18 protein-coding genes and 1 pseudogene are annotated in these 21,471 nt (G+C 71.3%); 7 read left to right on the forward strand and 12 right to left on the reverse strand.

Annotated elements, in window-relative coordinates:
• Both BGO22_RS03035 and BGO22_RS03040 read left to right on the forward strand, forming a co-directional pair.
• Positions 1–125: pseudogene (locus tag BGO22_RS03035) on the forward strand (electron transfer flavoprotein subunit alpha/FixB family protein); the annotation flags it as partial.
• A gap of 14 nt (positions 126–139) precedes the next feature.
• Positions 140–892, forward strand: coding sequence for an NAD(P)H-dependent oxidoreductase (locus BGO22_RS03040; protein WP_070400965.1), 753 nt, complete (start codon positions 140–142; stop codon positions 890–892).
• 36 nt (positions 893–928) lie between these two features.
• Here the strand turns inward: BGO22_RS03040 and BGO22_RS03045 are convergent, their stop codons facing one another.
• Positions 929–1,804: an acyl-CoA thioesterase gene (locus tag BGO22_RS03045; protein ID WP_286848813.1), complete on the reverse strand. Its 876-nt coding sequence runs from the start codon at positions 1,802–1,804 to the stop codon at positions 929–931.
• A 244-nt stretch (positions 1,805–2,048) separates the two neighbouring features.
• On the opposite strand from BGO22_RS03045, the gene BGO22_RS03050 reads away from it, so the two are divergent.
• On the forward strand, positions 2,049–2,963 hold the full coding sequence (locus BGO22_RS03050) for a LysR family transcriptional regulator (RefSeq protein ID WP_286848815.1): 915 nt from the start codon (positions 2,049–2,051) through the stop codon (positions 2,961–2,963).
• Between the two features lie 30 nt (positions 2,964–2,993).
• Here BGO22_RS03050 and BGO22_RS03055 read toward each other — a convergent pair whose 3' ends face one another.
• The 10 genes from BGO22_RS03055 to BGO22_RS03100 form a co-directional block, all read right to left on the reverse strand.
• The gene (locus tag BGO22_RS03055) at positions 2,994–3,995 is read right to left on the reverse strand and encodes a Bug family tripartite tricarboxylate transporter substrate binding protein (RefSeq protein WP_286848817.1); all 1,002 of its coding nucleotides are present in this window, start codon (positions 3,993–3,995) and stop codon (positions 2,994–2,996) included.
• Positions 3,992–5,746: a thiamine pyrophosphate-requiring protein gene (locus BGO22_RS03060; RefSeq protein WP_286848818.1), complete on the reverse strand. Its 1,755-nt coding sequence runs from the start codon at positions 5,744–5,746 to the stop codon at positions 3,992–3,994. Before BGO22_RS03060 ends, BGO22_RS03055 begins: the two co-directional genes overlap by 4 nt.
• Positions 5,743–7,224 carry an aldehyde dehydrogenase family protein gene (locus tag BGO22_RS03065; RefSeq protein ID WP_286848821.1) on the reverse strand — a complete coding sequence of 494 codons (1,482 nt, stop codon included), beginning with the start codon at positions 7,222–7,224 and terminating at the stop codon, positions 5,743–5,745. The genes BGO22_RS03060 and BGO22_RS03065 overlap by 4 nt, the downstream gene beginning before the upstream one ends.
• A 14-nt stretch (positions 7,225–7,238) precedes the next feature.
• Positions 7,239–8,318 (reverse strand): porin, encoded by a 1,080-nt coding sequence (locus tag BGO22_RS03070; protein ID WP_286848824.1) that lies wholly within the window; start codon positions 8,316–8,318, stop codon positions 7,239–7,241.
• A 67-nt stretch (positions 8,319–8,385) separates the two neighbouring features.
• Positions 8,386–11,601, reverse strand: coding sequence for a 2Fe-2S iron-sulfur cluster-binding protein (locus BGO22_RS03075; protein ID WP_286848827.1), 3,216 nt, complete (start codon positions 11,599–11,601; stop codon positions 8,386–8,388).
• A gap of 53 nt (positions 11,602–11,654) precedes the next feature.
• Entirely contained in the window at positions 11,655–12,674 is a 1,020-nt protein-coding gene (locus tag BGO22_RS03080; protein ID WP_286848830.1) for a Bug family tripartite tricarboxylate transporter substrate binding protein, read from the reverse strand.
• Positions 12,675–12,718: 44 nt separating this feature from the next.
• A complete protein-coding gene (locus tag BGO22_RS03085) occupies positions 12,719–13,582 on the reverse strand; it encodes a class III extradiol dioxygenase subunit beta (protein ID WP_286848832.1) in 864 nt (287 codons plus the stop codon).
• Entirely contained in the window at positions 13,575–13,988 is a 414-nt protein-coding gene (ligA, locus tag BGO22_RS03090) for a protocatechuate 4,5-dioxygenase subunit alpha (RefSeq protein WP_286848835.1), read from the reverse strand. The genes BGO22_RS03085 and ligA overlap by 8 nt, the downstream gene beginning before the upstream one ends.
• A complete protein-coding gene (gene pobA, locus BGO22_RS03095; protein ID WP_070400955.1) occupies positions 13,985–15,166 on the reverse strand; it encodes a 4-hydroxybenzoate 3-monooxygenase in 1,182 nt (393 codons plus the stop codon). Before pobA ends, ligA begins: the two co-directional genes overlap by 4 nt.
• 145 nt (positions 15,167–15,311) lie before the next feature.
• Entirely contained in the window at positions 15,312–15,911 is a 600-nt protein-coding gene (locus BGO22_RS03100; RefSeq protein ID WP_070400954.1) for a TetR/AcrR family transcriptional regulator, read from the reverse strand.
• A gap of 118 nt (positions 15,912–16,029) precedes the next feature.
• Between BGO22_RS03100 and BGO22_RS03105 the strand changes: the two genes are divergently transcribed.
• Positions 16,030–17,244 carry an MFS transporter gene (locus BGO22_RS03105; protein ID WP_070400953.1) on the forward strand — a complete coding sequence of 405 codons (1,215 nt, stop codon included), beginning with the start codon at positions 16,030–16,032 and terminating at the stop codon, positions 17,242–17,244.
• 13 nt (positions 17,245–17,257) lie between these two features.
• On the opposite strand, the gene BGO22_RS03110 is transcribed toward BGO22_RS03105, so the two are convergent.
• On the reverse strand, positions 17,258–18,157 hold the full coding sequence (locus BGO22_RS03110; protein ID WP_070400952.1) for a LysR substrate-binding domain-containing protein: 900 nt from the start codon (positions 18,155–18,157) through the stop codon (positions 17,258–17,260).
• A gap of 228 nt (positions 18,158–18,385) precedes the next feature.
• Between BGO22_RS03110 and BGO22_RS03115 the strand changes: the two genes are divergently transcribed.
• The 3 genes from BGO22_RS03115 to BGO22_RS03125 all read left to right on the forward strand — a co-directional run.
• Positions 18,386–19,186: a transporter substrate-binding domain-containing protein gene (locus tag BGO22_RS03115; protein WP_070400951.1), complete on the forward strand. Its 801-nt coding sequence runs from the start codon at positions 18,386–18,388 to the stop codon at positions 19,184–19,186.
• 136 nt (positions 19,187–19,322) lie between these two features.
• Positions 19,323–20,582 carry a ribulose-bisphosphate carboxylase large subunit family protein gene (locus tag BGO22_RS03120; protein WP_286848841.1) on the forward strand — a complete coding sequence of 420 codons (1,260 nt, stop codon included), beginning with the start codon at positions 19,323–19,325 and terminating at the stop codon, positions 20,580–20,582.
• The coding region (locus BGO22_RS03125) for a four-carbon acid sugar kinase family protein (RefSeq protein ID WP_286848844.1) at positions 20,579–21,471 on the forward strand (893 nt) is incomplete at its 3' end. The genes BGO22_RS03120 and BGO22_RS03125, both read left to right, overlap by 4 nt.

The following is a 21,471-nucleotide window of genomic DNA, read 5'->3' on the forward strand; positions in this document are numbered from 1 at the left end:
TGAAGGACTCCAAGGTGATCGTGGCGATCAACAAGGACCCGGAGGCGCCGATCTTCAGCGTGGCCGACTACGGCCTGGAGGCCGATCTGTTCGAGGCCGTGCCCGCGCTGGTCAAGGCGCTCTGACACCGGGGCCCGCCATGAAGGTCTTCATCGTCCACGCCCACCCCGAGCCCCGCTCCTTCGGGCAGGCCTTGCTGCAGCGCGCGGTGCACACCCTGCGCGAGACCGGCCACCAGGTGGTGGTGTCCGACCTCTACGCCATGGGCTTCCAGCCCGTGGCCACCGGCGATGATTTCAGCGAGCGCCGATTCCCCGACGCGCTGCAGTACGACCGCGAGCAGAAGCAGGCCTCGCAGCGCCAGACCTTCCGCGCGGACATCCAGGCCGAACTCGACAAGCTCATGGCCTGCGATCTGCTGATCCTGCAGTTTCCGCTCTGGTGGTTCTCGGTGCCCGCGATCATGAAGGGCTGGATCGACCGCGTGTTCGCCAACGGCACGGTGTACGGCGCGGGCGGCAAGCGCTTCGACCAGGGCGGGCTGAAAGGCCGCAAGGCCATGCTGGCCTTCACCACCGGCTGCTTCCCCGAGATGATGGCGCCCGACGGCCTGCTGGGCCAGCGCGACGTGATCCTCTGGCACCTGCAGCACGGCACCTTCGGCTACTCGGGGCTGCAGGTGCTGCAGCCCTTCGTGGGCTGGTCCATCCAGTACACCGACCCCGGGCAGCGCGGGGCCTACCTCGACGCCTACGAGGCGCGCCTGCGCGGCATCGAGCACGAGGCGGCGATGCCCTCGCACCCGCTGTCGGACTTCGGGCCCGACTGGCGCCTCAAGCCCGGGATCGCCCCCCGCACCGCGGGCCACCGCCGGCCCGGCGGCGGGGCCTGAGCGCGGCGCCGCCAGCGGCGCCTGGCCTCTTGGACGCTAGTCGGTCCAGCTCACCAGGCAGTCCTGGGTGGCGGTGGCGACGTGCCGCCCCGCTTCGTCGTGGTAGTGCGCCAGCGCCAGGCCGCGGCCCTGGGCCGCGTGCGGGCTGTGCGTCTGCACGTGGACCCACCGGTCGGCGCGCAGCGGCGCGTGCAGCCACAGGGCGTGGTTGAGGCTGGAGATGTACATGCCGCGCTCGCCGGCACTCGCCAGGTGCGGCCGCAGGATGCAGAAGTTGAGCCACCAGTCCGACAGGTAGGCGAAGGCGGCGGCGTGCAGGGGCGCTTCGTCGGGCAGGGCCTGCGGCACCTTCATCCAGTAGCGGAACCCGCGCCCCGTGTCCACGCCGCCGAGCTGGCGCTCCACGTCGGGAATGCGGAAGTGAATCGCGGCATTGCAGTCGCGGCCATAGCCGCCCATGAGCGCGATGCGGTCGCGCCAGGGCCCGGGCACTTCGTCCAGCGTGGACAGGTCCTCGGGCCGCTCGCCGTGGGGCACCGGCGAGGCTTCGGCGTGCGCGGGCCCCAGCAAGGGCAAGGCGCAGCTCACCTGGGCGTCGAGCACGGTGCGTTCGCCCTGCACGCCGCGCACCTGGCGCGAACTGAAGCGCTTGCCCTCCTGCAAGCGCCGCACCTCGAACACGATGGGCTGGTCCGGCATCGCGCCTTGCAGGAACAGGAACTGCATCATGCTCGGCGCGCGCGCACCGGGCACGTCCATCAGCGCGGCCCGCATCGCCTGGCCCAGCAACTGGCCGCCGTAAGAGCGGCCGTTCTGGTTGGCGTCGCCGTGCAGGCTGCGCCAGCGGCCCGGGCCGGCGGATTGCAGTTGCAGGCGCTCGGCCAGCGGGGTGTCGGTCGGGGTCAAGGGCATCGGGTCTCCCGTTCGGGCGCGCCGGCCCGGGGCCAGCGCGGATGCACTCAATAATAAACCGTCTTGTCGGTCTGTTATTTGCCAACCCCTCCAGCCCGCCGATGCGCGGAACGGGGCACACCGCCGCGGCCGACATCCCGACCGGCAGGGGCCAGGCGTTCCCGCCAGCGCCCCCAGGCGGGGCGGTGGGCGCGGGCGCGTCCCATAATCGGCGCGACCTCACGCGGCCCCGGACAAGACCCCCATGACGCTTCAGCAACTGCGCACCTTCCTGGCCATCGTCGAGTTCGGCAGCTTCCGCCGCGCGGCGCGGGAGCTGGAGGTGTCGCAAGCCGGTCTTACGAGCAGCATCCAGTCGCTGGAGAACGCGCTCAAGCTGCGCCTCATCGAACGCTCCACGAGCGGCATCAGCCTCACGGCGGAGGGCCGCCAGATCTACGAGCGCGCCCAGCTCATCGACCGCGAATCCCGCCAGATCCTGATCGACGCCGAGCAGCTGCGCGGAAAGGGCGTCAGCAGCCTGAGCATCGGCCTGGGTCCGACGCCGACGGCCACGCTGCTCCACCTGGTGGTGCCCGACTTCCACAAGCGCTTTCCGGACGTGCGGCTGAACCTCATCAGCGGCGTGTTCGAGCACCTGGAGTCGGCGCTGCAGCAGGGCAAGATCGAGCTGGCCATCACCGCGGTTCCGCCGAAGGGCCTCGCCTCCAACCTGGCCTGCGTCGAGCTGTTCAGCTCGAACCTGACGGTGGTCGCGCGGGAGGGCCATCCGCTGGCGGGCGTGGCCTCGCTGGCCGAGCTGCGCCACACGGAGTGGGTGCTGCTGGGCTCGCCCGGCGGCCCGGGCGGCACCGTGGCGCGCTACTTCACCGACCACGGCTTCGCCGCGCCGCCGGTGGCGGCCACCTGCGAGGCCATCACGCAGATGGTGGCGCTGGTGCGCAGCACGGACTGGATGTGCATGATCCCCGCCGTCCTCATCGAGAAAGACCTGATGGGCCGGGGGCTGGTGACGCTGAAGCTGCGCGAGGCGATGCCGCAGTACGTCAACACCGTGCTGCACCGGCGCGAGCCCCAGCTGTCGTCGGCCGCGCAGGCCTTCCTGGCCATGAGCCAGTCCTGCGCGCGCGTGCTGTCGCGCGGCAGCCGGCGGCTGTAGGCGCCGGGCCGCGCGTCCGCGGCGCCCGGCCTACTCCTTGATGCCCCGGGCCTTGACGACCGCGCCGTAGCGCTCGCTGTCGCGCTGGATCTGGGCCGCGAAGGCCGCCGGCGCCATCGGCGTCGGCTCGGCCCCCTGCGCCTGGATGCCCGCCGCCACCGGCGCTGTCTTCAACAGGCGGTTGATCTCCGCGTTCAGCCGCGCGACCACCGGCGGGGGCGTGCCCGCCGGGCCATACAGCCCGTGCGTCGTGCCACCGTCGAAGTCCTTGACGCCGAGTTCCCGCAGGGTGGGCGCGTCGGGGAACAGCGGCGAGCGCTCGTTCGAGGCCACGGCCAGCAGGTAGAGCCTGCCGGCGCGCACGTGCTCGAAGGCGATGCCCGGGTCGAACAGCACGTCGACCGATCCGCCGAGCAGGTCCTGCAGGGCCGGGGCCGCGCCCCGGTAGGGGATGTGCACGGCCGTGAGGCCGGTCTGCCCTTTCAGCATTTCCATGGCCACGTGCGGCGCGCTGCCGTTGCCGGGCGAGCCGTAGGTCAGACGGCCGGGGTGCTGCCGGGCGTAGGCCTGCAGGGCCGAAAACGTCTTGAACGGCAGCTTGGCGTTGCCCACCAGGAACAGCGAGACGCGCGCGAACGCCGCGATGGGCACCAGCTCGGTTTTGGGGTTGAGCGGCAGCCGTTCGAGCGTGTGGACCGAGATCGACATCGAGCTGCCGGTGGTCATCAGGAAGGTGTGGCCGTCCGTGGATTTCGCCACCGCGTCGGCGGCCAGCATGCCGGTCACGCCCGACTTGTTCTCGATCACCACCGGCTGGCCCAGCGCTTCCGACAGGCCCGGGGCGAGGCTGCGCACCATCACGTCGGGCCCGCCCCCCGCGGGGAAGCCCACGATGATGCGGACGGGTCGGTTCGGCCAGGCGCTGGCCTGCGCGGCGGCACCGCCCGAGGCCAGCGCCAGCAACCCGCCCAGGGCCGCCGCCAGCGCCCGCCGGCGCGTGGCGCGGCGATCACGCGGATTGTCGATCGTCATGGCTGGTCTCCTTGCGCCGTGGACGGCAAGAGCGATTGCGAGGTGATGGGGGCGAGCTGCACGTTCACCACGGCGCTGCGCCCCCCGCGCACGGCCGCCAGGGCCGAGCGCAGCGTCGACGCCAGTTCGGCCCGGTCCTGCACGGCGAAGCCGAGCGCGGCGCCCGTGGCCTCGGCCAGGGCTTCGAACCTCACGCCGCGGCCGGAACCGACCCAGTAGGTGTCGTGCCGTTCGGCCGGGCCGTCGGGGTGCACGAGCGCCGTCGACGCGCGCGGCGACTTCCAGCCGCCGTTGTTGTAGACCACGGTCAGCGTGGCGGCGCCGCAGGCGCCCGCGACCCAGAAGGCGCTGCCCGGCACGCCGAACAGGTAGCAACCGTCGCCGACCAGGGTGATGACCTCGGCCTCGGGCGACGCGAGCTTCACGCCGATGGCGGCGTTGATGCCCCAGCCCAGCCCGGCGCCGTGGTTCAGGTAGCAGCCGCCCGGCCGGTCGGTCTTGAGCACGGACGCGATCAGCGTGGCGTGCGACGGCGCCTCGACCAGCACCACGGTCTTTTCGTTCACCAGCTCGCGCACGGCCCGGGTCAGCTCGGCCGGGGTGATCGGCCCTTGCGTGGGTGTGGGCGGGATCCGCAGGGCGACCCGCTCCTTCGCCGCCGCGACCCAGTCGAGGCGCTGCGCGCGCCCCGCCAGGGCCGGCGCGGCGTCCAGGGCCAGCAGCTGCTCCAGCACCTGCGCGGCGCTGGCCTGGAAGCGGCCCTGCGCGGGGAAGTGCCAGTAGCCCAGGTCCGTCTTGAGCGGGTCGACGTCGATGTGGAACAGCGTGGCGTCCGCGCGCGGCGTGACCTGCGAGGCCAGCCAGGGCACGTCCACGTCGAGCAGCAGGATGCAATCCGCCTCTTCGACCAGGACGTTGCGCTGGTAGCCCAGGTGGCAGGGGTGGCTGCCCGGAAAGCTCACGTACTGCGGGCCGAGTTCCAGCACGCCCAGGCCATAGCGGTCCGCCGCGTCCACCAGCCGGGGCGGCACGCCCGGGTCCATGCCCGCGTAGCTGGTGATCACCAGCGGCCGCTTCGCGCGGCACAGCGCCTCGTGCAGGGCCCACGCGTCGGCCGGCGGCAGCCCGCCCAGCGCCGACGGCCGCCAGTGGTCGGGCCGCTCGCGCGCCGCGGGCGCTGGGGCGTCCCAGACCTCCCGCGCGCCCGTCAGGTACACCGGACCGCGGGGCTGCGAGGACGCGATCTGCAGCGCCCGCCGCACCACCGGCTCCACCATGTCGGGCGCGCGCAGCTCGTACATCCATTTCATGTACGGCGCCACGATGTCGCTCTGGCGGCTGGTGTCCTGCGTGTAGTGGATGTACTCGTTGCGGTGGCCAAGCACGGACGGGTCGCAGGAGACGGGCGACAGGCCGGCGACCACGATGGCCGGGATGCGGCCGCGCGCCGCGTTGTGCACGCTGGCGCCCAGGTTCTGCGTGCCCACGTCGACGTGGACCAACACCAGCTGGGGCTGGCGGGTGACCATCGCGTAGCCGTCGGCCGCGCTCAGGGTGGTCATCTCGTGCGGGCAGACGACCACCTCGGGCATGGGCAGGCCGGCCTGCTGGAGCCGCGCGAACGCGCTGATGAAGGCCGGGTGGTCGCTGCCGAGGTTGCTGAAGATGTACTTGACGCCGGCGTCGGCGCACAGGCGCAGCAGCTGCTCGGCCACGGTGGGCGCCGGGGCCAGGGGGGATTCGGTGTTCATGCCTTGTGGAGCCAGCCCGCGGGGGCGGAGATGCTGTGGGGGGAGAGGAAGCCTTCAATGCCCTGGAAGCCCAGGTTGCGGCCAAAGCCGCTGTCCTTGAAGCCGCCGAAGGGCGCGCGGTTGTCCTGCGCCAGCGGTCCGTGGCCATTGAGGTAGGTGTAGCCCGCCTCCAGCTGGCGGGCGACCGCCATCGCGCGCTCGGGGTCGGCCGTCCAGACCGAGGAGCACAGCGCGAAGCGCGAGTCGTTCGCCAGCACGATGCCCTGCTCCTGCGTGTCGAAGGGAAGGATCGGCAGCACCGGACCGAACTGCTCTTCGCGGACCACGTCGAGCGAGGGGTCGGGATCGAACACCAGGGTCGGCCGCTGGAAGTGGCCCTGGCGGTACAGCGCCGGGTCGGGCACCGCGCCGAACTCGCGCACGTCCGCGCCGCGCTCGCGGGCCTGCTGGATCATGTCCCGCACGACCTGGAGCTGGCGCGGGTTGTTCAGCGGACCCATGGTGGTGTCTGGCAGCAGGCCGTCGCCCACGACCTGTTCGGCGGCGACGGCCGACAGCCCCTGCACCAGCTCGTCGTAGCGCGAGCGGTGGACGTAGAGCCGCTTCATCGCCATGCAGATCTGGCCCGCCGTCATGAACGCCCCCTGGTACAGGCGCCGGAAGGCGGCCGCGTCCAGTTCCGCGTCCTGCAGCACCAGGGCCGCATCGTTGCCGCCCAGCTCCAGGGTCACCGGGGTCAGCCGCTCGGCGGCCAGGCGCATGACGTGCTTGCCCACGCCGACGCTGCCCGTGAAGTTGATCGCGGCGGCCAGCGGGTGCGTGAGCATGGCGTCGCCGATTTCAGAGGCCTCGCCGGTGATGAGGTTGACCACGCCCGGCGGCAGCATCTCCGCGATCATCGCGACGGTCTGCGCTGGCGCGATGGCCGACTGCTGCGGCAGCTTGATGACCACCGTGCTGCCCGCCAGCAGCGCCTGCGGCAGCTTGGCGCCCAGGATCGACAGCGGCCAGTTCCACGGGACGATGAGCAGCGCCACGCCGCGCGGCTTGCGCGCGATGACGGTGTCGAACGGCGGGCCGGACAGGCGCTCGTCCGCCATCAGCCGCGGCGCGTTGTCCGCCACGTCGGTGAACCGCGAGCCCAGGCGGCCCATCTCGGTGGCGGCCTCCTTCAGCACCTTGCCGTGCTCGCGGGTGAACAGGCGCGTGCGGCGCTCCAGGTCGGCGGCGTCGGCCGTCAGATGCTCGGCCACGCGGCGCAGCAGCGCCGCGCGCTCGGCGGGGCTGCGCGCGGACCAGGCGGGAAAGGCCCGGTGCGCGGCCTGGAACGCGCGGTCCACGTCCTCGACCGAGGCCAGCGCGGCCTGGCCCACGCGCTCGGCGGGACGCGCCGGGTTGTGGATCGGGTAGCTGCGGCCGCCGCTGGCCTCGACCCGGCGGCCATCGATGTACAAGCCCGCTTGGAAGGTGTCGGTCATGGCGGCTCCCGGCCTCAGAAGACGTGGCGCATGCCCACCTGGAAGCCGCGCACGTCGGCACCGGCGGCGGGGCCGCCGCCGGCTTCCGTGCGCGAGGGCCACAGGCCGAAGGCCGCGTTGCCCTTGTTGCTCTGGTGGCCCACGCTGGTGTAGACCGAGGTGCGTTTGGACAGCGGGTGCATGTACTGCACCGCGAACAGGCGCGCGTCGGAGTTGGCCGCATCGTCCACGTTGCGCACCTGGTAGACGGCGTTGATCTCGCCGACGCCCGCGGGCACCTTGACGCCCACGAAGCCGCCGCGCATGCCGGGCGCGCCGTCCACGTCGGCCTTGAGCAGGTAGCCGTACAGCTTCACCGCCTTCAGGTCATAGCTCACGCCCAGGCTGGTCACCTGGTTCTTCACCGAGGCGAGCGCGGGTTGGCCGGCGGCGGCGCCGGTGGCGTTCAGGCGGTCGTGGACGAGACCGAGGTAGAGCGTCTTGCTGCTGTACTCCAGCGCCAGGCTGGACGGGTTGCCGAAGGGCGAGGCGCCTTCGTTGCTGGCCACCATCAGCTTGCCGACGACACCGCCGAAGCTGGGCGAGATGTACTGCACCGCGTTGTTGTGCATCGCCGGGTAGCCCAGCAGGCCGGCCGCGCCGCCGCGCTGGAACAGCGTGAGGCTGGCGCCCATGCCAGAGCGCTGGAACGGGTCCACGCGCAGCGACATGGCGATGTTGGGCGTGAACTGGCTGCCCAGGATCAGCGTGCCGTAGCGCTGGTCGCGCAGGCCCAGCAGGGTCTCGCGGTTGAAGTACGCGGCCGGGTTGGATGGCGCGCCGGTGTCGACGTTGAAGCCGCTCTCCAGCTTGAAGAAGGCCTGCAGGCCGCCGCCCAGGTCTTCGTTGCCGCGAATGCCCCAGCGCGAGGTGTCGCTCGACAGGAAGCTGTTCTGGCGCGAGGGCGCCGCGCCGGTGGCCGAGTAGCGCACCGAGTTGATGGACGCGTCCAGGCGCCCGTACAGCTGCACGGACGAGGCCGCCGGGGCGCCGCCTTGCGCCAGGGCCAGGACGGGCGCCAGCAGGCCGGCGCCGATCAGGCTGATCTTCTTCATCTTGCTTGTCTCCTTCTGTTGTTCGCTCGGGGGCGAGCGGTTGGGGTGGCGGCGGGTGCCGCCTCGCTTACAGGTCCAGCACCACCTCCCCGTCCGCCTGCGCGGCGCGGGAGCAGCACAACACCATCCGGGACTTGCGCTGTTCCTTGCTGAGCACGAAGTCGCGGTGATCGACGTCGCCTTCGAGGTAGGGAACCGCGCACACGCCGCACAGCCCGTCGCTGCACTTGACGTCCACCTGCAGGCCGCCAGCGGCCAGGGCCTGCACCGCTGACTGGTCGGCGGCCACGGCGATGCGCTGGCCCGAGCGGGCCAGCCTGAGCTGGAAGGGCAGACGCTCGCGCGCCTCGGTCTCGGGCACCGAGAAGTACTCGCGGTGCAGGGCCTCCTCCGGCCAGCCGAAGCCCGTGGCGGTGTCGAACACCGCGTCCATGAAGGCCGCGGGGCCGCAGGTGTACACGTGGTGGCCGTCGCGGTAGTCGCGCAGCACGTCGGCGATGTCGAGCCGGCGCTCGTCGCTGAAATGGAAGTGCACCCGCTCGGCCCAGGGCATGGCCTGCAGTTCGGGGATGAAGGCGGCCTGGGCGCGCGTGCGCGACTTGTAGTACAGGTCGAAGTCCGCGCCCGCCGCGTGCAGCTCGTGGGCCATGGCGATCAGCGGGGTGACGCCGATGCCGCCAGCCAGCAGCACGTGCCGCTTCGCCATGGCGATCACGGGGAAGTGGTTGCGCGGCTGGGAGATCACCACCTGCGCGTCCTGGCGCAGCATCTGGTGGATCTTCAGCGAGCCGCCGCGGCCCTGGTCCTCGCGCAGGATGCCGAGCAGGTAGCGCCCGCGGTCGGCCGGGTCGCCGGCCAGGCTGAACTGGCGGATGAACTCGGGCGTGATGGTGATGTCGATGTGCGCGCCGGCCTGCCACGCGGGCAGCGGCTGGCCATCGCTGGACACGATCTCGAACAGGTCGATCTTGCCGTCGGCCGAGCTGGTCCAGCGGCGGCCGATGCGGGCCACCCGCACGGGCGGCTCGTCCGTCAGGCGGCGCAGCGGCGGCACCAGGTTCTCCGTCTGGCCCTCGCGGATGCGCGCCTGGTACTGCGCCGGGCTCAGCAGGTTCTTGTAGGCCTCGATGCCGGCCTCGCGGTCCACCGGGCTGGGCATGGGCAGCGGCAGCGGCGCCAGCGGCGCGGGGTAGGCCGCGAGCGTCTGGTCCTCGTGCCTGATCTTGATGTGTTTGTTGAGGCCGCGCGTGTTCACCTCCTTGGCCGCCACCACCTTGCCGGTGCCGTCGTTGGTGATGTCCCACCACCACTTCTTGCGCGGGTTGATGACGCCGCGGTTGAGCGCGTCGTCCAGGCGCGCGAGCCACTGCGCGGCCACCGGCAGGTTCATGGCCGCCCAGCGGAAGGGCTTTTCCTGCACCAGGCCCGGCAGGTTCCAGGGGCAGGCCTTCATGCAGCGCCCGCACATGGAGCCGCCGAGGTTGGTCATGCGGTAGCGCGTGCACTTCTCGACGTCGGCTTTCCAGATCTCGTAGCCGTTGAACATCACCTTCGGGCCGGCGGAGATCGCGCCCGAGGGGCATTCGCGCGCGCACTTGTTGCACGACTCGCAGAAGTTCTGCAGGCCGAAGTCGATGGGCTTGTCGGGCTGGATCGGGAAGTCCGTGGTCATCACCCCGGTCTTGCTGCGCGGGCCCAGGAAGGGGTTGAGGATGGTCTCGCCGATGCGGCTGACCTCGCCCAGCCCCGCGAGCAGCACCAGCGGCGTCTGGATGACGTCGCTGTCGGCGGCGGAGTGGGCGGTGGCGCTGAAACCCAGGCCGCGCAGGTGGTCGCCCAGCACGCCGCAGACCAGGCCGGCGCGCATGTAGGTGCGCATCGACTGGGCGCTGGAGATCCAGTCGTCGCCCGAGGTGCCCTCCATGGTGTCGAAGCCCTGGTCGATCATCACCGTGGCCGCGAAGGGGTGGGCCACCGGCATCTCCGTGCCGTCCTGCCGGTGCGAGTACCAGACCCAGGCCGGTGCACGCGACAGGCCGGCGATGTCGGCGCCCAGGTAGTGCAGCGTGGCCTTCACCAGGTCGGCGTTGCGGGCCGGGTCGGCGTAGCTGGCCTTGTGCGCCGCGGGCTCGCCCCGCTGCAGCACGGAGTAGACGTTCAGGGCCAGGCGCAACGCGGCCGCCAGTGGGGCCTTGGCCACCGAGTAGCCGTCCTTGGAGGCCTCCTGCGGCGCCTTGCCCAGGTCGCCGAAGGCCGCGCGCAGGAAGAACTCGCTGCTCTTGGGCACGCGCGGGATGCGGTCCTCGTCGATGAAGGTCGTGGTCTCGTCCACCCGCTTGAGCGTTTCCACCGGGTGCAGGCTGTCGCGGTAGTGGCGCTTGGCGAAGTCCACCGCGTTGGAGGCGTTCTTCTGGCTGGACGCGCCCAGCCACCAGCTCGGCCCGCGCGCGCGCCAGCGCTCGTTCAGGTTGGCCGGGGCCAGGGCCTCGTCGGGCTTGAGCGCGAGCGTGGTGGTGACCACGGCCAGGCCGAAGCGCGTGCCCACGAAGGGGTTGGTGAGCGCGCCGTCCTCCAGCCGCGCCAGCCCGGCGGAGACGGCCAGGCGGTTGAGGTGCACGTCGGTGGTGGTGGCCGTGTGGCTGCGCGCCTCGTGGCCCAGGATGCGCAGGTAGTTGGCCAGCACGGCCGCGGTCTCGGCGGCGCGCAGCGCGGCCCGCCAGTCCTGCATGCCGACGATCCACTCCGCGCCCGGCTCGTCGGCCGAGGGGTCGCGCGGGTGGGCCACCATGAGCACCAGGGCGTGCGTGTGGTGCTCGACGCCGCGCGCGCACAGGTCCATGGAGCGTTTCATCTGGCGCAGCACCGCGTTCGGGTTGAAGCGCAGGCGCAGCTTGGTCTCGGACTGCTCGTAGGTGGCGGTGCGAAAGGCCGGGTGCTCCACGCGCTCGGCCAGCCGGTGGTCCGGTCCCAGCGCGCAGACGCCGGCGATGGAGGTGTCGAGGAAGTAGGCCGCCGACTTCAGGTGCTCGCTGCGCAGGCCCGGACTGCCCGGGATCTCGGCGAGGTGGGGGTTGTGGTCGCCTTCGCGCACCTGGTCGAGCGCGCACATGAAGCGGCTGATGGAGCGCGCCAGCGTGGGCGCGGCGCCCTCGTCCGCGGGCGGACGCAGCGCGCCGGTGTCGACGATGCGGGACAGGTCCGGCGCGCCGGACAGGCGGCGCAGGCGCTCGCTGGGGAAGGCGCCCAGGTGCACCGGGCGGTCGTGGTGGGTGAAAAGGCGCATGACGGGTCCTCGGCCGCGCCCTGGCGCGGCCGTTGTGGGGAGACGGAAGGGGCTTACTCTTTGATGCCGCGTTCGCGAACGATCGCGCCGTAGCGCGCGCTGTCGCGGCGGATCAGGGCGCCGAACTCGGCCGCGCTCATGGGCGTGGCCTCGGCGCCGATGGCGGTGAACTGCTGCGCCACCTGGGGCTGGGCCAGCAGCTTGTTGATCTCGGCATTCAGCCGGTTGACGGTGGCCGGCGGGGTGCCGGCCGCCGCGTAGATGCCGTGCGTGGTGCCGGCGTCGAAGTCGGCCATGCCCAGCTCCTGGATGGTCGGCGTGTCGGGGAACAGCGGCGAGCGCTTGGTACTGCCCACGGCCAGCAGGCGCAGCCGGCCGGCGCGCACATGCTCCAGGGCGATGCCGGGGTCGAACAGGAACTGCGTGGTGCCGCCGAGCAGGTCCTGCAGGGCCGGCGAGGCGCCCCGGTAGGGCACGTGCACCACGTTGATGCCGCTCTGCGCGCGCAGCATCTCGGTGGCCACGTGCGGCGCGCTGCCGGTGCCGGGCGAGCCGTAGGTCAGCTTGCCCGGGTTCGCCTTGGCGTAGGCCATGAACTCGCGGAAGTTGCCGAAAGGCTGGCGCGCGTCGGACACCAGGAACAGCTCGATGCGCGCGGCGGCGGCCACCGGCACCAGGTCCTTGTCGGGGTTGATGGGCACGCGCGGCAGCGTGTGCACCGAGATCGACATGGCGCTGCCCGAGGTCACCAGGAAGGTGTAGCCGTCGTTGGGCGCGCGCGCCACGGCCTCGGCCGCGATCATGCCGGTGACACCCGCGCGGTTCTCCACCACCACGGGCTGGCGCAGAGCCTGCGTGAGGCCGGGCGACAGGGCGCGGGCCACCACGTCGGGCGAGCTGCCGGGCGGAAAGCCGACGATGAAGCGGATGGGCTTGGCCGGCCAGTCGCCCTGCGCCAGGGCCGAGGCCATGGTGGCGCAGCCCAGCAGAGCGGCCGCGGCGAGCTGGCGGCCCAGGCGGCGCATGAGCCCGTGTCGGGCGCGCGGCGTGGCGGGGGAATGGATTGGCGTCATGTCTTGTCTCCTTGTTGTTCGTGGGTCCGCGGGGTGGCGGGCGTCTAGGTGACGGGCGCTGGCGCGGGCTGCGCGTCCTCCAGCACCAGCAGGCCGTAGGCCGTGTTCGAGGCGGGCACGTGGTAGAAGCGGTGCACCACCTCGACCTGCGGCCGCAGGGCGCCGCGCATCACCAGCCACATCACGCACTCCAGGCCTTCCGAGCCCGCTTCGCGCAGCAGTTCAACGTGGTCGTGGGCGGCGGCCTGGTCGGGCGCGTCGACGAATTCGTCGAGCCAGCGCTGGTCGAACTCGGCGTTGATGAGGCCCGCGCGCTCGCCCTGCAGTTGGTGCGACAGGCCGCCGGTGCCGATGACCGCGACGCGCAGGTTTCCAGGGAAGGACTCGACCGCGCGGCGGATGGCCTGGCCCAGCTTGAGGCAGCGCCGGCCGGTGGGTGGCGGGTACTGGATGACGTTCACGCACAGCGGGATGACGCGGCAGGGCCAGGCCTCGGGCTGGCCGAACAGCACCGACAACGGCACCGTCAGGCCGTGGTCCACCGTCATGTTCGAGGCGATGGTGATGTCGAACTCGTCCAGGATCAGCGACTCGGCCAGGTGCCACGACAGCTCGGGCGCGCCTTCCACGCGCGGCACCGGCCGCGGGCCGTAGCCCTCGTCGTGCGGCTCGTAATGCGAGGCCACGCCCAGCGCGAAGGTGGGCGTGAGCTCCAGGGAGAAACAAGAGGCGTGGTCGTTGTAGACCACGATGCAGACGTCGGGCCTGGCGCGCGCGATCCAGTCCCTGGCCGCCTGCATGCCATCAAAGACGGGCTTCCAGTAGGCGTCCTGCGTCTTGCCGTGGTCGACCGCGGCGCCGATCGCGGGCACGTGCGAGGTGCCCACGCCACCGATGAGCTCAGCCATGGCCCACCTCCGCGTTCTGGCGCAGGCTGCGCATGCCTTTGGCCGGGCGGCCGCCCGAGACCATCATGCGGCGGAAGTCGTCCACCGTCATGCCGGTGCCCGACATGGCGGCGCCCACGTGCTGCATGCTCAGGCCGTCGAAGATGGCGAGCTTGAAGGTGTAGTAGATGTTGCCGCCCAGGCGCAGCAGGCCCAGCCAGTCGCGCATCAGCACGGCCTCGCGCTGGGCGTCGCTCAGGGGAAAGCGCGCCAGGTAGTCGTTGGGGTTGGCGCGGAACTGGTCGCGGTGGGCCGCCACGTCTAGCGACTTGCAGAACATATTGAGCCAGTAGCCCTTGCGCTGGTGGGCGCCGTCGAACACGTAGGTGCCGGGGATGTCGTGGTAGTCGCGCGTGGCGGGGGTCATCGGGTCTGCTCCAGGGGAAGGCCGGCGTACTGCTCGGCGAGCGCCACTTGCGCGCTGTGCGAGGACTTCAGGAATTCGAGCTCGTACTCCTGGGTGCGCTGGTCGAAGGCGGTCGTGGTCGGGAAGCGGTGCAGCAGGTTGGTGAGGTACCAGGAGGTGCGCACCGAGTGCCAGACGCGCCGCAGGGCGGTGTCGCTGTAGCGCTCCAGCAGGTCCGAGCGGCCGGTCTCGTAGCGGCTGGCCAGGGCCCGGCTGAGGTAGTGCACGTCGGAGAAGGCCAGGTTGAGGCCCTTGGCGCCGGTGGGCGGGACGATGTGCGCGGCGTCGCCGGCCAGGAACAGGCGGCCGTGGCTCATGGGCTCGGCCACGTAGCTGCGCAGCGGCGCGATGGATTTCTCGATCGAGGGGCCTTCCACGATCGCGGCGGCCAGGTCGGCGGGGAAGCGCGCCTTCAGCTCTTCCCAGAAGCGCTCGTCGGACCAGTCCTCGATCTTGGTGTCCAGCGGCACCTGGATGTAGTAGCGGCTCATCGTCGGGCTGCGCATGGACGCCAGCGCGAAGCCGCGCGGGTGGTTGGCGTAGACGATGTCGGGCAGCGGCGGGCGCGGCGTGAGGATGCCCAGCCAGCCGAAGGGATAGACCTTCTCGAACTCCTTGAGCACGGTGGCCGGAATGGCCTTGCGCGACACGCCGTGGAAGCCGTCGCAGCCAGCGATGTAGTCGCACTCGATGGTGGTGGTCTGGCCGTCGGCCTCGAAGCTCACGCGCGGCCGGTCGCTGTCGATGCCGTGCAGGGCGACGTTGGCCGCGCCGAAGACCAGGCTCGCCTGGCGGCGGTCGGCGGCCGCGAACAGGTCTTCCTGGATGCTGGTCTGGCCATAGGCCACGAAGCGCTTGCCAACGTGCTGGCGCACGTCGATGAAGAAGCCGCTGCGGCCGGCCCAGACGATCTTCATGCCGTCGTGCTCGTGGCCCTCGCGCTCCATGCGCTCGGCCAGGCCGTACTGGCGCAGCATGTCCACGGTGGTCTGCTCCAGCACGCCGGCGCGGATGCGCGACTGCACGTACTGGCGGGTCTGGCGCTCCACCACGACGCTGGCGATGCCGTGCTGGTGGAGGATCTCTGACAAAAGCATGCCCGCCGGGCCTGCCCCGACGATGGCGACTTGGGTTTTCATGAACGGTGGTGGGTGCCCTGTTGAAGTCGGCGGATGGTAGGAAGGCCCCCACACCCCAACAAGGCAGCGCGAAGCGATAGCAATCGCTTCGCGCGATCACCCCGGCGCCCATGGCGGGCCGCGGGGGCTCAGCGGACCGCGCCGCTCAGGCCGGGTCCGGCCGGCGCAGCAGGCCTTCGAGCAGGCGGCGAAAGCCCGCCACCGCCTTCTTCGACGTCGCCTCGGGATCGGGCGAGCTGGCGATCCAGGTCGCGGCGTGGCTGCTGGCGCCGTTGATCAGCCGGGCCATCGCCTCCGGGTCGGCGTCGATGAGCACACCGTCTTCCTTGAGCGCCGCCAGGCTGGCCGTCAGGCCCTCGATGCAGCTTTTGGCGCTGGGGCACTGCGACTGGTCGCCCAGCACGGCGGGCGCGTCGCGGAACAGGATGCGCTGGATCTCGGGCTCCAGCGCCATCTCGATGTAGGCGATCCACTCGTCCACCACGGCCTGCCAGCGGTTCGGCGCGCGCGCGGCGATGGCCTTCAGCCGCACCGACATCTCGGCGTCGATCTGGTCCACCACGGCCTGCAGCAGGCCCTTCTTGTCGCCGAAGTGGTGGTACAGCGCGCCGCGCGTGAGGCCCACGGCGGAGGTGAAGTCGTCCATGGACGCCTGCGCGTAGCCCACGCGGCCGAAGGCCTGGCGCGCGGCGGCGATCAGCTTGCCGCGGGTCTCGGCAATCATGTCCTGGCGGGCTCTTCGCATGGCTGGCTCCAATCAAACACATACAGAACGTACGTGAATTGACGTACGCAGCGTACGTCAATAACATGCATACGCCACGTATCTTATTGCCGTTCACCCCAGATCCAGGAGCTTTCCCGTGCCCAACCCCTATGCAAGGATATTCAGCGAGCCCGGCGCCAAGGGCTTTTCCATCGCCGCTTTCTTCGGCCGGCTGCCGCTGGCCATGGCGCCCATCGGCATCGTCGCCATGCTGTCCCAGACCCTGGGCGAGTACTGGCTGGCGGGCGCCGTCGCGGCCACGTACGGCCTGGGCAACGCCTTCCTGGCCCCGCAGATTTCGCGCCTGATCGACCGCTACGGCCAGACCGCGGTGGCGGCGCCGGCCGCCGCCGTGTCGGCCGCCGCCTTCGTGCTGCTGATCCTGGCCAGCCACTGGAACTGGCCGGCCTGGACGCTGTTCGCCACCGCCCTCGGCGCGGCCACGCTGCCCAGCATGTCGGCCATGGTGCGCGCGCGCTGGAGTGAGCTGTTTCGCGACCGGCCCGAGCTCAACACCGCCTTTGCCTTCGAATCCGCGGCCGACGAGCTGATCTACATCTCGGGGGCCTCGCTCTCGGTCGGCCTGGCCGCGGCCTGGTTCCCCGAAGCCGGCATGCTGGCCTCCACCGTGTTCATGGTCGGGGGCACGGCGGCCTTCCTGCTGCAACGCAAGACCGAACCCGCGGTGCGCGCGCCGCAGGCCGGCGGCCCCGCGGGCTCGGCGATCCGGCAGCGCCCGGTGCAGATCATCACCCTCGCCCTGGTCTTCGTCGGCGCCACCTTCGCCACGGCCGAGGTCAGCGCCATCGCCATCACCAAGGCGCTGGGCCAGCCCGGCGCCGCCAGCCTGGTGATCGGCGTCTACGCGGTCGGCTCTTTCGTGCTGGGGCTGGTGCTGGGCGCGCTCAACCCGCGCCTGGCGCTGCACCGCCAGCTGCTCATCGCCGTGGGCGTGCTGGCCCTGACCTCGCTGCCGCTGCTGGTGGCGGGCTCGTCGGTCGCCCTGCTCGCGACCGCCGTGTTCCTCAGTGGCGTGGCGATCTCGCCCACCTTCATCACCGCCTTCGGCCTGATCGAGCGCCGCGTGCCGGCGTCCATGCTGACCGAGGGCGTGACCTGGGTGATGACGGGCATCGGCATCGGCATGTCCCTGGGCGCGTTCGTGTCGGGCTGGGTGGTCGACCACTTCGGCCCGCAGAACGGTTTCTGGGTGTCGGTGGTCGCCAGCCTCGCCGCCGCCCTGACCATCGCGCTGGGGCAGCGCGCGCTGGCGGGTGAGCGCGCGGCGCCTGGGCGGCTGGCGGTGTCTTGACCAACGCAGCCCCTCACTCCATGCGCTCGCGGATCCACCGCGCCAGCTTGCGCACGTCGTCGCGCAGGCGCTCGTGCGGCGCGATCCACAGGTTGAGCGTGTACGGGCTCTGGATGAAACCGAAGGGCGCCACGAGTTGGCCCGACTCCAGCTCCTTCTCCACCAGGTAGCGCGGCACGAGCGCCACGCCCAGCTGGGACACCGCCGCCTCGATCACCAGATAGAAGTGTTCGTAGCGCTCGTGCGGCGTGAGGCCGATGTCCTCGCAGTTCATCAGCGCCACCCACTCCTTCCAGGCGTAGGTGCGCGTCGCGGTTTCCAGGATGCGGGCGCGCGTCAGCGAGGCGATGGAGGAGATGCCGATGCGCGCCAGGTACTCGGGGTGGCACACCGGGCCGATCTGCTCGTGCTGCAGCGGCTCGATCACCACGTCCTGCGGCGGGCGGTTCATGCTGGTGCGGATGGCCAGGCTGATCTGGTCCTGGATGAAGTCCACCTCGCCGTGGCTCATGTTGAGCCGGATCTCCACGCTGGGGTTGGCGCGCTTGAACTCACTCAGGCGCGGGATCAGCCACTTCATCATGATGGTGGCGGAGCACGACAGCGTGAGTGGCCCGGGCGCCAGCCGCGCCACCGCCTCGCGCATCAGGCGAAACGCCTCCGTCAGTTGCCCCGCCAGGGCCGCGCCCTCCGGCGTGGGCGCCACGGAGCGCGGCAGGCGCACCAGCAGGGGCACGCCGAACTGGTCTTCGAGCAGGTGCACGTGCCGGCTGATCGCACCGTGCGTGACGAACAGCTCGTCCGCCGCGGCCGTCATGGACCCCAGGCGGGCCGCCGCCTCGAAGGCGCGCAGGGAGGTCAAGGGCAGGCGCTGGCGGGCATCGCCCCCGGCCGCAAGCGGTTGAGCTGTCATGAAAACTCACAGGTAGGGACGAACAAATGGAATGTCAGTCGCGGCGAGTCTGACTAGACTGCCGTCAATTTCCCAGCATTTGCCGTCAACGCAATGGGAAATTTCAGGGTTAACCCTGAACAACGAGCGCACAGCTGTCAGATTTTGACCGCAAAAGCCCGGTGCCCGGGCCGCGCGTGTGCATCCCATTCCGCAGGCCAACCGGCCTCAACGACCAGGAGACAAAACATGAACATCAACCGCCGTCACGCCAGCGCCCTCGTCGCGGCCCTCGGCCTCGCGCTCGCCCTGCCCGCCAGCGCGGACGTTCTGGCCAACATCAACAGCCGCAAGAAGCTGCGCGTCGCCACCGACATGGGCATCCCGCCCTTCGGCATGCTCGACGGCTCGCTGCAGCCCACCGGTTCCGACGTCGAGGTGGCGCGCGCGCTGGCCGCCGACTGGGGCGTGGAGGTGGAGTTCATCAACACCACCGGCCCCACGCGCATCCCCAACGTCAACACCGACAAGGCCGACGTGGTGATCTCCTCGCTCTCCGTCACCGAAGAGCGCGCCAAGGTGGTGGACTTCACCAAGCCGTATTCCTTCATCCGCACCACTGTGATTGCGCCGGTGGCCGACAAGAGCGTGAGGGACTGGGGCGACCTGAAGGGCAAGTCCATCGCCGTGGTGCGCAGCACCATGCAGGACGTGGAGCTGACCGCCCGCGCCTCGGCCCTGGGCATCAACGTGGTGCGCTTCGACGACGACGCCACCGTCATCACGGCGGCCCTGTCGGGCCAGGCCACCTACGTGGGCCTGGGCGACCCGCAGATGAAGGCCATCAACCAGCGCGCGGGCGCCAAGCCCTTCGAGGCCAAGCTGGTGATCAAGCAGTTCCCGATCGCCATGGGCGTGAAGAAGGGCGAGCCCGCGCTGCTGGCCAAACTGAACGAGTGGATCGCGGTCAACGCCAAGAGCGGCAAGCTCAACGCGCTCTACCGCAAACACCACGGCGTCGACGTGCCCGCCGAGCTCCTGCAGCCCTAAGCCACGGACCCGTGTGCGGGGCCGGACCCCGCACACGCCCCGCCGATTCTTCCTTTTCCTGGCGCCCGCGCACGGACGCGCGGGCGCGCCATGGGCCTTCGCCCGGCAAGCCATCCGACCCACCCCTGGAAACGCCATGCAGCAGCACCGTATTGAAGCGGACTACCTCCTCGAGACCCCGGACGACCCGGAGCGCGTGGCGGCCACCATCGCCGGGGAGCAATCCAGCGGCACCTTCGTCCGCGTGCCGGGCGAAACGCCCGAGCTGCTCGAGCGCGCGGCGGCGCGGGTGGAGAGGCTGGAGGTGATCGAGCGTTTCACCGGCGCGCGCGCGCTGCCCACCTCGACACCGACGCCCGCTGGCGAGCGCCTGGTCCGCGCCCGGCTCACGCTCTCCTGGCCGCTGGCCACGCTGGGGCCTTCCCTGCCCAACCTGATGGCCACGGTGGCGGGCAACCTGTTCGAGCTGCGCCAGGTGAGCGGCCTGCGCCTGCTCGACATCCGCCTGCCCCAGCCCTTCGCCGCCGCCTACCCGGGGCCCAAGTTCGGCGCCGAGGGCACGCGCCGGCTGACCGGGGTGAAGGGGCGCCCCCTCATCGGTACCATCATCAAGCCCAGTGTCGGCTTCTCCGCCGAGGACACGGCGGCCCTGGTGGCCAAGCTCTGCGCCGCCGGCATCGATTTCATCAAGGACGACGAACTGCAGGCCGACGGACCCAACTGCCCGTTCAACGAGCGCGTGGCCGCGGTGATGCGCGAGGTGAACGCCAGCGCGGACCGCACCGGCAAGAAACCCATGTACGCCTTCAACCTCACCGGCGACGTCGAGGAGATGAAGCGCCGCCACGACGTGCTGCTCGCGCACGGCGCGACCTGCCTGATGGCCAGCATCAACTCCGTGGGCCTGGCGGGCATGATCGAACTGGCGAAGTTCTCGCAGTTGCCCATCCACGCGCACCGCAACGGCTGGGGCTACCTGTCGCGCCACCCGCTGCTGGGCTGGTCGTTCACCGCGTGGAGCAAGATCTGGCGCCTGGCCGGCGCGGACCACATGCACGTCAACGGCCTGGCCAACAAGTTCTCCGAGCCCGACGACAGCGTGATCGCGTCGGCGCGCGCCTGCCTCGAGCCGCTGTTCGCGGACAAGCCCTGCACCGTGATGCCCGTGTTCTCCTCGGGCCAGGGCGTCACGCAGGTGCCGGGCACCTACGCGGCCGTCAACACCACCGACCTGATCGTCACCGCCGGCGGCGGCATCCTGGCCCATCCGCAAGGCCCGGGCGCCGGCGTGAGCGCCCTGCGCGAAGCCTGGGACGCGGCGCTGCAGGGCGTGCCACAGGCCGACTACGCGCGCACCCACCCCGCGCTGCAATCGGCGATGAAGGCCGCGGCGTGAGCGACGCCCGTGCGCTCCCCCCGGGGCCGCTGATCGCCTTCTATGGCGACGACTTCACGGGCTCGTCGGCGGCCATGGAGGTGCTGGCCTTCGCCGGGCTCGAGACCATCCTGTTCCTCGCGCCGCCCACGCAGGAACGCCTGGCCCGTTTCGCGCACTACCGCGCCATCGGCGTCGCGGGCGTGGCGCGCTCGCGACCGCCCGAGTGGATGGACGAGCACCTGCCCCCCGTCTTCGAGCAACTCGCCGGCATCGGCGCGCCCGTCGTCCACTACAAGGTGTGTTCGACCTTCGACTCGGCGCCCCACATCGGCAACATCGGCCGCGCGGCCGAGATCGCCCGGCGGCGCTTCCCGGGGTGGATCCCGCTCGTGGTGTCGGACCCCGGCATGGGCCGCTTCCAGGCCTTCGGCAACCTGTTTGCGCACGCCAACGGCGTGGGCTACCGGCTCGACCGCCACCCCACCATGGCGGCCCACCCCACCACGCCCATGCACGAGGCCGACCTGGGCCGCCACCTGGCCGCGCAGACCGATCTGCGCGTGGGCCTGGTGGATTTCGCCAGCATGAAGCGCGGCCGGGCCGATGCACTGTTGGCGCAGGAGATCGAACGCGGCGCGGCCATCGTCTCGGTGGACGTGCTGGACCCCGAAACCCTGCGCGAGGCCGGCCGCCTGATCTGGGAACGGGGCGCGGCGCAGCAGTTCGTGCTGGGCTCGCAAGGCGTCGAGCAGGCGCTGGTGGCGCACTGGCGCGCGGCCGGGCTGATGCCGCTCACCTCGGCCAGCGTCGGCTGCGCCCGCGTGGAGCGCCTCGCGGCCGTGTCGGGTTCGGTGTCGCCGATCACGGCGGCGCAGATCGAGCACGCCTGCGCGCGGGGCTTCGAGCC

Origin of the sequence: Hydrogenophaga sp. 70-12, assembly GCF_001897365.1 — a bacterium.
Taxonomy (GTDB): domain Bacteria; phylum Pseudomonadota; class Gammaproteobacteria; order Burkholderiales; family Burkholderiaceae_C; genus Hydrogenophaga; species Hydrogenophaga borbori.

Bases quoted from the DNA above. Each gene is read 5' to 3' on its own strand.
- BGO22_RS03060 (WP_286848818.1), bottom strand. From the start codon at position 5,746: ATGAACACCGAATCCCCCCTGGCCCCGGCGCCCACCGTGGCCGAGCAG.
- BGO22_RS03085 (WP_286848832.1), bottom strand. From the start codon at position 13,582: ATGGCTGAGCTCATCGGTGGCGTGGGCACCTCGCACGTGCCCGCGATC.
- BGO22_RS03080 (WP_286848830.1), bottom strand. From the start codon at position 12,674: ATGACGCCAATCCATTCCCCCGCCACGCCGCGCGCCCGACACGGGCTC.
- BGO22_RS03040 (WP_070400965.1), top strand. From the start codon at position 140: ATGAAGGTCTTCATCGTCCACGCCCACCCCGAGCCCCGCTCCTTCGGG.
- BGO22_RS03110 (WP_070400952.1), bottom strand. From the start codon at position 18,157: ATGACAGCTCAACCGCTTGCGGCCGGGGGCGATGCCCGCCAGCGCCTG.
- BGO22_RS03075 (WP_286848827.1), bottom strand. From the start codon at position 11,601: ATGCGCCTTTTCACCCACCACGACCGCCCGGTGCACCTGGGCGCCTTC.
- BGO22_RS03115 (WP_070400951.1), top strand. From the start codon at position 18,386: ATGAACATCAACCGCCGTCACGCCAGCGCCCTCGTCGCGGCCCTCGGC.
- pobA (WP_070400955.1), bottom strand. From the start codon at position 15,166: ATGAAAACCCAAGTCGCCATCGTCGGGGCAGGCCCGGCGGGCATGCTT.
- BGO22_RS03050 (WP_286848815.1), top strand. From the start codon at position 2,049: ATGACGCTTCAGCAACTGCGCACCTTCCTGGCCATCGTCGAGTTCGGC.
- BGO22_RS03055 (WP_286848817.1), bottom strand. From the start codon at position 3,995: ATGACGATCGACAATCCGCGTGATCGCCGCGCCACGCGCCGGCGGGCG.
- BGO22_RS03065 (WP_286848821.1), bottom strand. From the start codon at position 7,224: ATGACCGACACCTTCCAAGCGGGCTTGTACATCGATGGCCGCCGGGTC.
- BGO22_RS03045 (WP_286848813.1), bottom strand. From the start codon at position 1,804: ATGCCCTTGACCCCGACCGACACCCCGCTGGCCGAGCGCCTGCAACTG.
- ligA (WP_286848835.1), bottom strand. From the start codon at position 13,988: ATGACCCCCGCCACGCGCGACTACCACGACATCCCCGGCACCTACGTG.
- BGO22_RS03070 (WP_286848824.1), bottom strand. From the start codon at position 8,318: ATGAAGAAGATCAGCCTGATCGGCGCCGGCCTGCTGGCGCCCGTCCTG.
- BGO22_RS03120 (WP_286848841.1), top strand. From the start codon at position 19,323: ATGCAGCAGCACCGTATTGAAGCGGACTACCTCCTCGAGACCCCGGAC.
- BGO22_RS03100 (WP_070400954.1), bottom strand. From the start codon at position 15,911: ATGCGAAGAGCCCGCCAGGACATGATTGCCGAGACCCGCGGCAAGCTG.